Below are 11,169 nucleotides of genomic sequence, written 5' to 3' on the forward strand. Positions count from 1 at the left end.
TGAGCGCTGGCAATTGCTGGCGCTTTTTTATTTTCATATCCGCAAAACGACTTTATCGCTGACATCCGCTTTTAGCGGCAGGACACTGGAACGGCATTATTGTTGTTGTCTCAACAACCAGCCAATGTTTCAGCAACCTGAGAGAAACGCTTACGCGGTTGCCATCTAAAACTTCATGACCTGAGAGAAGTGCTGCTTTTGCAGTGGTCGATCCGCTCAACCTCTTAATGCGGATATCACCTGTGTGATGAGGTTCTTTGCACTGACCAGCCAGCGCGGCATAGCTATCCGCGCTTCCTGACGGAAAGCATTTATCCGTCAGGGATGAATGTTTCTCCGTCATTATTTCCCACTCCTGGAGTAAACATCATGACTGCTACCACTACTAACAACGCTACAAACAATGCCAACACGACTTCTACCAAACCTGAATACTTCAATCTCAACATCAAGGGCCTGGGTTATCTGAGCAACATTCGCAGAATAGAAACCCTCACTGGCAGCTTCCTCAGCGTGGTGATTAATGCGCTGAGCGGCCCCACTGATAACCCTACCTATGTGCGCTTTGATGCCACTGTCGCCGGTAAGGACGCAACGGACCTTATAAGCCGCTGCCAGAAAGCCTTAGACGAGGAGCAGAAGGTGCTGCTTGGGTTTACTCTCAGCAACCTGACGTCTGACATTTTCACGCTTAACAAAGGTGATCATGCAGGCGAACAGCGGGTTAGCCTGAAAGCCAGACTGATTAAGGTCGATTGGATCAAGATTGGTCAGTCGATGGTTTACAAAGCGGAGAAAAGTGAATCAGTGCCTCCAAAGCCCACCTCAAGCGATAAGTCGTACGTGAATAACTCATTTTGACCAAAAGCCCCTAATCTTAGGGGCTTTTCATTTACGGATTACTATTTACTATGAAGACATATTAATTTATTTTATGTGAATGATGCTTTTATATGTTGAATTGAAACCATGAGCCCTCACGCTAGAAAATTAGCTTATGATAGAATTTCTCACTGCTTTGCAGTTATGTATGCTGATTTGCAACAGCATCAAAATGTTAATGATTTGTCGCTTAATATTCATTCTGAGAATTTTTTCAGAGATGTTTTTAACAAGATTTATGGCGCTAAATTTGAAAACGCTAATTTTTCTAAACAAAACTCAGATTGCATTGATTTGATTGACATAGTGAATGAAAAGCTAGTTCAAATAACATCCACAACAACTAGTGAGAAAATTCATAAAACATTAGAAATTTTATCTAACCCGGCCTATAAAAATTATTCAATTCAAGTTTATTATCTCTTGGATAAACCTGATTTTAATTCACGGACAGTAGAAAGAGTTAACACTGAATACGGTCTTGATGTAAACGGCATTCTGGTTAGTAGAAATGATATATTAACCACGGTAAATAACCTCAAAACCGAAGATATTATATCGTTAGCAGATGAGTATTTTAATCCTACGGTCATTCAATACACTCTTGATTCAGTGCTTCAAATTGTTTGCCGCCAGTTAATAAACGATGTGGGTTATATCTCTGGAAATAACTACCTAACTGACTTGGAGTTGATGGAGCCTAAGTCCAAGGTGGAATTGAATAAAATATCCATCATGATTGGTAGTAATATTTACTCATCGTTAAAATTCACTACAATAATCGATGAGCTTGATGATAATGAACGTATAAATTTAGAGAATTTGATAGTTCATGAAATATATCGTACATACCTTATACAATTCCTAGTCATATATAAAAGTAAAAGAGAACTGAAAACCTTCTCCCTCGATGAGCTACATGCTCTTTGTGCCAAGCATTCTGTAGATCTTACCCAAGTAGTTATCAATACCCATAATCATATTAAAGACAAATTGATAATCAAAGACTATAATGCGGTTAGTATGGCATGGATAATTTTATCATATTTCTTCGAACTCTGTGATATCGGAAGGAAGGTTACAGATGATATTACCCAACAAAGTAATTAAACCTAATGAATCCTTATTGTATCTTTCATCAAGGATTCTACCAAAAGTAACTCCTGTTGGGATTGGTTTTGATGAGCTTTATGATTCGGTTAATTTGTCATTGACTCCTCGAATTGGTGTGGAGAAATTCATCTTATGTTTGAATTTCTTGTATATAATTGGAAAGTTGGAAGTGCAAAATGAAATTGTTAAAGCTAAGCTCTGACAATCCGAAATTCAATGAGATTGTTTTTCAGGATGGTTTGAATATTGTCGCGGGCATTCAAACTTCAAATATTAAAACAAAAACCTATAATGGTATTGGTAAGAGTTTTTCACTAAATCTAGTTCATTTAATGCTAGGTTCGGAGCTCAAGAAAAAAACAATAAAAGAAAAAAAGACGCATGAGTTCTTGACCAAATATGGGGCATTTGACTTATGGTTTGAACATAGAGATAAAATCTATCATGTCAAAAAAGATTTCGCTAACAACAATTATCACTTGAACGATATCAAGCTAAGTTCAAAGGAATTCAAATTAGAACTCGACCGAATATTTATTCCAATTACTGCAATAAATCAGGTGAGCTTTAGGCAAGCATTTAATTGTTTTGCGAGGCGATTTGGAGAAAAGTATTATATTGATGCACATACTCAGCAAGGGATGCCACTAACTGATTTCTATCAAAGATTCGTCAATCTTTGGCTTCTAGATTTTGGCACAGATTTAGTTATTGAAAAAAACAACATTAAGTCTGAGTTAGAAAAAACATCTAAGGCTCGCAAGGCTTTAGAGGACGCTAAAGATAAAGAGCACCTTGATAGCGTTAAGGATTTAAAAGACCTTCTTGTGAAATTAAAAACTAGTAAAGAAAGGTTTGAGATCGGCCCTCAATATGATGAATTAGAAAACTCTGCAGACACCCTTACACTGCTTCTTCATGAAAAGAGAATTTCTCTCTCTTCATTGCGCTCTCAAATTGGAAAAAGAAAGATTAGTGCAAAGAGAATTAAAAATGTTGAGATAGACTCTGGAGATATAAAAAGAATATATGAAGAAGCCAATTTTTTCTTTCCTGAATTAGTGCATGTGCGGTTTGAGAATGCAGCGAAATTTCATGAAAAATTAACTAAAAGCCGCTTAGACAGAATTAACAGCGAAGTATCTAATTTTGAAAAGGAAGCGGAAGAGATTAAGAAAGAGATTAGTAAGATTGAAAAAAATAGAGATGAAATCTTAAGTATTCTCAATGACCTCAGTGCTTTTGAGGAGTACGATTCAATTAACGAAGCAATTATAGTGGGGAATAAGCAAATTGAGAACCATGAAAAATTTACAAAAGTCATTGATGAGTTAAAAACAAAAGAATCTGACCTAACGGTTTCAAATGCTGAAGTAAATAATCTGGGCAGGCATTACGTCAACGAAAATAAGCCGAAAATTGAAGATATTGAAAATAAGTTTAGGTCTATAGTTAAAACATTTTACGCAGGTCAAGGTGGTAATCTAAAGATAGACATGTCGAAAGACGCAAAATATCTATTTGATCTTGATATTCACATTCCTCGGGATGCATCCCAAGGCGTTAATGAAGTGAAAATCTTTTGCTACGACCTGCTGCTACATAGACTGAATCCTCATCTATTTAACTTCTTGGCACATGATGGATGTATTTTTTCTGAACTAGATCCTAGGCAAAAGGCCATGATGTTCAAAAATATCATCAGCGAAATTAATAGCTCAGGCTTACAATATTTCATAAACATGGGTCAATCATCAATTGACGAAATACTGACATCTGAAATATTAGATGCTGAAGAAAAGAAAATAATAAAAAACTCCATTCGCCTGGAACTTTATGATAACAATTCTTCCTCTTGGTTATTTGGCGAGGCATTCGGGTAATACATTGAAGTTGTGGCTAGTAGAAACTGGCCACCACAATAATTTTAATAACTGAACGGATGTTCATTTAATCATATTACCCACCTTTGTTGCCGCTAGAATATTCTTACGAAAAATTTTCAGTAGCGCATTCAAAAAGGTGGGGCATGCAAAATCCAAAAATTAATGTCGTAATGCTTTCTTTCGGGATAGTGTTTTCAGCATCATCATCTAGTCCCCCTCAAAAAACAATGACTGATTTTATTCAGTTAGAGTCTGGAACGTCACAATCTCAAATTTCAGCTGTGGAATATCAGCGTTACAACTCACTAAAAAATGGATTGCGTGGTATCCAATCCCCTAATCTAGATCCCTTAAGCACTTTAGGTATTGAAGCCCGTAACGACGCCGAACGCCGCCACTACGCCGAACTCTGGGTAAAACAGGAATACGAGCGCACCGAAAAAGAGCTTAAATTCCAGCGCGAAGTTGATGCAGCCTGGAAGCGGCTAATGCCCAACATGCTACCAGTGAATATGGGCAACGCCGCAGGTATCGCGCATGATTCAGGTGGCCGACTCGCGCTGTTCGTGCGCGAAGCAGATTGCCAGCGGTGCGATGCCCGACTCTCCGCCGTTCTCGCCGATAAACGTCCCGTTGATATCTATCTTGTCGATAGTGAAGGCAGCGATCAGAAACTCCGCAACTGGGCGCAGCAACACCGCATTCCCGCCGAACAAGTCCGCGAACGACGCATCACCCTGAACCACGATGGAGGCCGCTGGATGCGCTATGGCAACGGCATCATGCCGGTTCTTCTCCAGCAGGGGGAAAGCGGATGGCATATCGCAGCGTTCTAACCGTCGCGTTGTTGCTGAGTGCCGCCAGCTCTGTGGCGTCAACCAGCATGCAAAGCGTGCCGTCGGGTTATCAGAGAGTCGCACTGCAGCACGGCGTTCCTGCAGAATCGCTTTACTCACTGGCGCTTGCTGAGTCGTCACGCAAACTGCCACACGGTACGCGCCCGTGGCCCTGGACAATCAACGTCGCGGGTAAAGGCTACCGCTATGAAAGCAGACAAGCTGCCTGGCAGGCGCTGCAACAGTTCATGAAAATCCATTCGCTCAAGAGAATCGATGTCGGCATCGCGCAGGTCAACCTTGGCTGGAATGGCCATCGCTTCAGCTCAACATGGAATGCGTTTGACCCGTATATCAACCTGAACGCTGCTGCACGCATTCTTCGCGAGTGCTGGGAACGCAGCCCCGGCAGTTGGTTGAAAGCAGCTGGCTGCTATCACCATCCGGCTGGCGGCAAACCTGCAGCACGCTATCGGCAGATTGTCAGCCAAAAGCTGGCTTCACTAACGCCTGCTCAATTTCGCCCAATCGCAACACAGGCACCCGCCAACCTCGCGAGTAACCAAACACCTTCAACCGAAATCATCTGGACAGAACCCCGGAGGCAGCAATGAATAAATTGATGCTGGCTGGCGCCATCGCCGCGTTGCCATTTCTCTCACATGCAAAACTCAACGTTATCGCTGATCTCGGCGGCCAATCAGCAGCGCCGTTCTATGAAGGCATTAACGCTGAACCTCAGCCGCAACAGCAATCAATCCAACCTGATTACAGTGAAGGTTCAGTGTTGCCAGTGGCAACACCTGAACTCACTCCCGGCATCATTGAGCCACGCGCGTTGAAGCTGCCAGGAATTGGTGCGCTGTTTCTGGTTGGCGATGATGCTCAATCGCAAGAATGGCTATCACGTAACGCTGAACTACTCAGCCGTCGTGGTGCGGTTGGGATGGTGGTTAACGTCAGCAGCTCGGCATCCTTGCAGCAGCTGCGTCAGATTGTGCCTGCTCTGCAGCTCGCACCGGTATCAGGTAGAGATCTGGCGCGCCGCCTTGAGTTGGTACATTACCCCGTGCTGATCACCGAACATTCGCTGAGCCAACAGGTTCCAGCTCAGTGATGGGATTCGTCGGATTGCATGGAATGCCCCATGCAGCGCTGATGATCCTTCCTCTGTTCTTCATCCTTTTTCTGGCCCTGCTGCGCGCTTACTGGTGCTGGCGCAATCTGCATCACTTGGCACGCAGCACGTCTGAATCCTGCCAAAAGTGAGTCACTTCTATGAGCGATCGCTATGTTATTGAAGCACTACTGCGTCCTGCAGTTGAGTTCAACACCACGCTGGTAGCCGCCACCGCCAGCTATGTCTGCGTGGCTGCTCCCTGGGCTGTCGCGCTGTCGCCATCGGTGAGTTATGTCACTGCTACCGGCTTTGCGGTGCTTGCCGCCTTACGCGCCCGTCAGGGATGTCAGGTGATCAGGTATCGCAGAAATCTGCGCCGTTTACCGCGCTATGTGATGACCAGCCGCCAGGTTCCAGTAAGCAATCACCGGCTGTTTCTGGGCAAAGGCTTTCTCTGGCAGCAAAAACACACTCAGCGCCTGCTTGATACGCGTCGGCCAGAAGTTGAAAAGTATGTGCAGCCAGCGAAGGTCTATCAGTACGCGCGCAGACTTGAGCGAGCGTGCGAACATTCTTTGCCCTGGCTGTCATCGATGATTGCAGCTGATACGCCGCTGAACCCGGTTCGCCCGCTGCCACCGGTTGGCGGCAATCCGGCGCTGCATGGTATTGAGCCGAATGAGCGCGATGTGTCTATGGATCTTCGCGAACGAGTTGGCCACACGTTAGTGGTTGGCACCACACGCGTGGGCAAAACACGGCTGGAAGAGTTGCTGGTCACGCAGGATATCCGGCGCGGCAATATCACCATTGTCTTCGACCCCAAAGGTGATGCTGATTTGCTAAAACGCATGTGGGCTGAAGCGCACCGCGCCGGTCGTCAGGATGACTTCCACGTTTTCCATCTTGGCTGGCCAGAGATCTCAGCGCGGTATAACGCGGTTGGCCGCTTCGGGCGCGTGTCGGAAGTGGCTTCGCGCATTGCCGGTCAATTAGGCGCGGAAGGCAACAGCGCCGCATTTCGTGAGTTCGCATGGCGATTCGTTAACATCGTAACCCGCGCGCTGGTAGCGCTTGGCCAGCGGCCTGATTACTCGCTGATTCTTCGTTACGTCACAAACATCGGTGAGCTCTATCAGCGCTACGTGGAACATTTGGTTGATAAGCATCTGCCGGAGCTGCGCAGCAAAATTGAGAATGGCAGCAATGTGCTTAAGGAAAAAGATCTGCCACGCAATATGCAGGGGCAGTCAAACGCCACGCGCATTTGGGCAATGGAGCTGGCGCTGAGTTCTGAAGCCGGTAAAAAGCTCTACGATCCCATTCTGGAAGGTCTTCGCTCAGCTGTACGTTACGATCGAACCTACTTCGATAAAATCGTCGCCTCATTGCTGCCGCTACTGGAAAAACTCACCACCGGCAAAACGGCGGCGCTGCTCTCGCCTGACTATGAAGACCTCGACGATCCGCGCCCGATTTTCGACTGGCAACAGGTGATTCGCCAGCGCGGCATCGTTTATGTCGGGCTGGATGCGCTCTCTGACAGTGAAGTTGGTGCTGCCGTTGGCAATAGCATGTTTGCTGATTTGGTGAGTATCGCGGGGCATATCTATAAGCACGGAATTAACGATGGCCTGCCAGAGAATGGCGACGGCAAGCTGCCGATTAGCCTGCACTGCGATGAGTTCAATGAACTGATGGGCGATGAGTTCATTCCACTTATTAACAAAGGCGGCGGCGCGGGCATCGAGGTGACGGCGTACACCCAAACGATTTCTGACATCGAGGCGCGTATTGGCAGTAGCGCCAAAGCCGCGCAGGTCACGGGCAACTTCAACACGCTGATCATGCTGCGCGTGCGTGAGAACCGCACCGCCGAGCTGCTCACTAGCCAGTTGCCTGAAGTAGATGTGTATTCCAAGACACTGGTTTCTGGGTACACCGATATCACAAACCAAGAACAAGGCACTGATTTCACCTCGAACACGCAGGACCGCGTGAGCATGGTGAAAACGCCGATGCTCACTCCAGCTGACATCATTAATCTGCCTAAAGGTCAGGCGTTCGCGCTGCTGGAAGGCGGCCAGCTGTGGAAGATTCGCATGCCGCTGCCCGCTGCTGATAAATCCGATTTAATGCCGGAAAGCCTGCAGAAGATCGCTGCTGAGATGCGCCGCAATTACCGCACTAGTGAAGCCTGGTGGTCTGGCGCTGCAGGCGCAGAACCGCCGGGAGGTGAATGATGCCACCACCAAACACAACGGTACCGCCAGCACGTGTTCAGCAGCCTAAAGAACATGGCTTTCTGTTTAATCTGCTATGGGGATGGCCGTGGAAGCTGATCGGCATGCTACTGGCTTCGCTGTTTTTTAGCCTGGTAATGGAGTACATCGGCATTGCATTCTTCTGGCCAGAGCAAGGTGCGGCTCATAGCCAGCAGGTGATGCAGATCGAGAGCGGCTATCTCTCAACTGAGTTCACACGTAGCCTGCTGCTGTCACAGCCCACGGTAACGGTCACTGCCTGGGTAACACAGGTTTATCAGTGGCTGGTTGTCGATAGTGGTTTGCAGGGATGGCTCGCACAGCAAAATCAGGCAATGGAAAGCGGCGGGAATGCCGTTGCTGCCGGATTGAGTGCCGGTAGCCGCTGGCTGGCATCGGCATTGCAGGAATATTTGCTGGCTACAGTGTATGTCGCTGTGGTGACGCTGATTCGAGTGACGATTCTGATGTTGTCCATACCGCTGTTTCTGATGGTGGTGCTGGTTGCGGTGGTTGATGGTCTGGGGCGGCGAGATTTACGGCGCTATGGGGCGGCATATGAATCCAGCTTTGTTTATCACCACGCCAAACGCTTCGTTAAACCCGCGTTCTATGTACCCTGCATGGTGTATCTGTCATGGCCATCGGCTGTTTACCCAAATCTGCTTTTGCTACCTGCCGCGCTGATGCTGGGCATGGCGCTGGCGGTGCTAACAGCTTCATTCAAGAAGTATTTGTAAGCTGGACGACAGCGTGCAAAGCTCGACTTTGTGCGCTGTCGTCAGCAGGCAAGCCGCGAAAGCGGTGCGGCAGACTAATTTATGAAATCTAAAGTAAAGTGGAAATTATGGAAGATAAAACCTTCGCTTCAAATATTTTGTTGAAACCCATTAACTTTTTCATTCAGTATAAAATATTATTATCAGTGATAGTCCCCTTATCTTATTTTATGTTTTTCGGTTTATTTTTTGGTAGAGTTGATTTTTTTGATTTTATTTTTAAAGATGTGACCTTGCTGATATTAATAACGGCTTTTGCAATATTAATTGCACTGGTGTCAATCGGATTATTTTCGGCGAGTTGTGCGATGCTAGTTGGGGGGATTCCAATACCTAAATATGATTCCAGTGTATTGTATTCCAGGAAGGGGATAGCCAACATTCCAACTGTATCTTTAGCTATAAATTTATTATTCTATCAAGCTATTTTTCTAGAAAAAGAATTTGGAATGCTATCTGGTTATCTATCATGTTTTTTATTACTATTAGCTCTTATCTTCGTAAGTACATATTTTTCGTTAAAAAGAACTTTAAGATATTGTGAGGCGTGGGTTTGCTATACAAAGATTAAAAAAGTCGAGGATAAAAAACCCTTAAAATGGGGAGCTACTGTTATCAGCGCCAAAGCAGCTTTCTTTTTACTATTTACTCTTGTCATAATGCATGATTACTATGAATCATGGAGTTGGTCAGTTTACATAACTTTTATCATCCTGATAATTTGTCTTCATATACCTGCTACTGCCACCTTTGCGTTACAAACAAGAAATCAAACTAAAAAAGAACGTGTTCAGGCTTTCTTTTTTTCAGTCATGGTGTCATTTATAATAATTGTATATATTTTCCCAAGTCTCATCGCCAAAGTGATACCTGTGGCAATTAACTTTTCAGGTAGAGGCGACTGGAATGTCAGTGAATATTCCATTGATGTCGAAAAGTTTCCTAAAAGCTATCTAAGTTCGACGTACTGGGGAAACAACGGTCTAAAGAAAAGTGGTGAAACAATCAAAGTGAAAGCTATTATGCTTTTGAAAGCTAATGACCGCGTAATTCTTTGCCCACAACAAATAAAATCACCACTTGATAAATCCTTTGAGGTTGGTTTTATATGGAGAGACACATCATTGAAAATTGCAGCCAGTAAGAAAGTTAAAGAGATTGTCGCAAGCTGTCCATCCTTAAAATATTCTGATTTACAGAAAACAATAAATATTTGACTGAGAAAATTATTAATACATTTTAATAACTGGATAGACAAAGCACCTTAAGCTTTTAACCATTTAAGGTGCAGAAATGAGTAATTTAAAATCTAACCTACAGATAGCACTGCCTTTTCTTTTGTTTGGTGCATTGTCTTTTTCCGCCGCAGCGTCAGAACTCGACGAACTAGCAACCACCCAACGCCTACTAGACCAAGTCCAGCTCTCCCTCGACCGCGCCCGCACCGTAGCTACGCAGTCCGATCCCAATAACCGCCGCCGTTATCTGTTCGACTACAAGAAAGCCAACGAAGACCTTAACACCATGCGTGCTGGCATCGACCGCTACACGCAGCCTTCGCGTGCGCAGCCGCTGGATTACGGCAAGGTCAGTGGCGGTTACACGCGAGGCCGTCCGCTATGGCGATGACTGCGGCGCAGATCAACGCGTTTAAAACGGCATCCGGCAACATCGATATTAGCGTTCTGTATCTGGTGTCCGTTGGGCTACTACTGTGCGTGCTGTTTCTCTGGGCAGCGTGGGCGGCGGTGGATGTCTGGCATGGCTGGGCAAATACCAAAGTCAGGGATGCCGCACTTGCCCGATTTGTTATCCGTTCTGTGGCTTTACTGATCGTCTGCATCTGGATGTTCGCCAGTTAACGCAGACATTTTCGAAGTGCCTTTATCCGTCAAAGAGGAATGTTTCATGAAATCAAAGTTTGTTCGCTTGTCTCGCTTTAAAGACCGCCAGGTCATGCGTCTGGGCTCCGGGCTGATTCTTGCCTGGCTGTCCTGCAAACCGGCACTGGCCGACCTGCCATCCGTTGAAGCACCGGAATCCAGCGGCGGCACAGGATTGATGGGCCAGATCAAAGGCTATGCGCAGGACTTCATTGTCTTCGCCGGTCTGCTGGTCTGTGCGGTGGCATTTATCAACGTCGCAACCAGCGCGGTGCATACATTCGTTGAAGTGCGTAACGAGCGCGCCACCTGGACCAAGTTTGGCTCCATCGTCGCAACGGGTGTTGTGCTGCTGGTCGCGACTATCTGGCTGCTCGGTCAGTCTGCTGAAATCATTCTGTAAGGG

The 11,169-nt window shown here is 45.8% G+C and carries 14 protein-coding genes; 13 read left to right on the plus strand and 1 reads right to left on the minus strand.

The annotated features are described in order from the left end of the window. Nucleotides 1-52 precede the first annotated feature (52 nt). Nucleotides 53-343 (minus strand): hypothetical protein, encoded by a 291-nt coding sequence (locus AC6I8A_RS02270; RefSeq protein ID WP_497817950.1) that lies wholly within the window; start codon nucleotides 341-343, stop codon nucleotides 53-55. A gap of 26 nt (nucleotides 344-369) precedes the next feature. Between AC6I8A_RS02270 and AC6I8A_RS02275 the strand changes: the two genes are divergently transcribed. From AC6I8A_RS02275 to AC6I8A_RS02335, 13 genes are all read left to right on the plus strand, one after another. Next, nucleotides 370-861: an STY4534 family ICE replication protein gene (locus AC6I8A_RS02275; protein WP_497817951.1), complete on the plus strand. Its 492-nt coding sequence runs from the start codon at nucleotides 370-372 to the stop codon at nucleotides 859-861. Between the two features lie 108 nt (nucleotides 862-969). Then, entirely contained in the window at nucleotides 970-1,992 is a 1,023-nt protein-coding gene (locus AC6I8A_RS02280; RefSeq protein WP_497817952.1) for an SMEK domain-containing protein, read from the plus strand. After that, nucleotides 1,967-2,197: an ABC-three component system middle component 6 gene (locus AC6I8A_RS02285; protein WP_497817953.1), complete on the plus strand. Its 231-nt coding sequence runs from the start codon at nucleotides 1,967-1,969 to the stop codon at nucleotides 2,195-2,197. The genes AC6I8A_RS02280 and AC6I8A_RS02285 overlap by 26 nt, the downstream gene beginning before the upstream one ends. After that, the gene (locus AC6I8A_RS02290; RefSeq protein ID WP_497817954.1) at nucleotides 2,172-3,878 is read left to right on the plus strand and encodes a DUF2326 domain-containing protein; all 1,707 of its coding nucleotides are present in this window, start codon (nucleotides 2,172-2,174) and stop codon (nucleotides 3,876-3,878) included. The genes AC6I8A_RS02285 and AC6I8A_RS02290 overlap by 26 nt, the downstream gene beginning before the upstream one ends. Nucleotides 3,879-4,108: 230 nt before the next feature. Next, the gene (locus tag AC6I8A_RS02295) at nucleotides 4,109-4,717 is read left to right on the plus strand and encodes a TIGR03759 family integrating conjugative element protein (RefSeq protein ID WP_497818929.1); all 609 of its coding nucleotides are present in this window, start codon (nucleotides 4,109-4,111) and stop codon (nucleotides 4,715-4,717) included. Next, the gene (locus tag AC6I8A_RS02300; RefSeq protein WP_497817955.1) at nucleotides 4,696-5,331 is read left to right on the plus strand and encodes a transglycosylase SLT domain-containing protein; all 636 of its coding nucleotides are present in this window, start codon (nucleotides 4,696-4,698) and stop codon (nucleotides 5,329-5,331) included. Before AC6I8A_RS02295 ends, AC6I8A_RS02300 begins: the two co-directional genes overlap by 22 nt. Continuing rightward, complete coding sequence (locus tag AC6I8A_RS02305; protein ID WP_497817956.1) at nucleotides 5,328-5,834, plus strand: integrating conjugative element protein; 507 nt, start codon at nucleotides 5,328-5,330, stop codon at nucleotides 5,832-5,834. The genes AC6I8A_RS02300 and AC6I8A_RS02305 overlap by 4 nt, the downstream gene beginning before the upstream one ends. A 161-nt stretch (nucleotides 5,835-5,995) precedes the next feature. After that, complete coding sequence (traD, locus tag AC6I8A_RS02310) at nucleotides 5,996-8,080, plus strand: type IV conjugative transfer system coupling protein TraD (RefSeq protein ID WP_497817957.1); 2,085 nt, start codon at nucleotides 5,996-5,998, stop codon at nucleotides 8,078-8,080. Further along, nucleotides 8,080-8,841, plus strand: a complete 762-nt coding sequence (locus AC6I8A_RS02315; protein ID WP_497818930.1) for a TIGR03747 family integrating conjugative element membrane protein — start codon at nucleotides 8,080-8,082, stop codon at nucleotides 8,839-8,841. The genes traD and AC6I8A_RS02315 overlap by 1 nt, the downstream gene beginning before the upstream one ends. Before the next feature lie 107 nt (nucleotides 8,842-8,948). Continuing rightward, complete coding sequence (locus AC6I8A_RS02320) at nucleotides 8,949-10,097, plus strand: hypothetical protein (protein ID WP_497817958.1); 1,149 nt, start codon at nucleotides 8,949-8,951, stop codon at nucleotides 10,095-10,097. Between the two features lie 76 nt (nucleotides 10,098-10,173). Then, nucleotides 10,174-10,509: an integrative conjugative element protein, RAQPRD family gene (locus AC6I8A_RS02325; RefSeq protein WP_497817959.1), complete on the plus strand. Its 336-nt coding sequence runs from the start codon at nucleotides 10,174-10,176 to the stop codon at nucleotides 10,507-10,509. Beyond that, nucleotides 10,500-10,742, plus strand: a complete 243-nt coding sequence (locus tag AC6I8A_RS02330) for a TIGR03758 family integrating conjugative element protein (protein ID WP_008107119.1) — start codon at nucleotides 10,500-10,502, stop codon at nucleotides 10,740-10,742. The genes AC6I8A_RS02325 and AC6I8A_RS02330 overlap by 10 nt, the downstream gene beginning before the upstream one ends. 46 nt (nucleotides 10,743-10,788) lie before the next feature. Next, on the plus strand, nucleotides 10,789-11,166 hold the full coding sequence (locus AC6I8A_RS02335; protein WP_175501691.1) for a TIGR03745 family integrating conjugative element membrane protein: 378 nt from the start codon (nucleotides 10,789-10,791) through the stop codon (nucleotides 11,164-11,166). The last annotated feature ends 3 nt before the right edge of the window (nucleotides 11,167-11,169 follow it).

The organism is Pantoea sp. X-Soil-ISGK-275 (assembly GCF_059730795.1).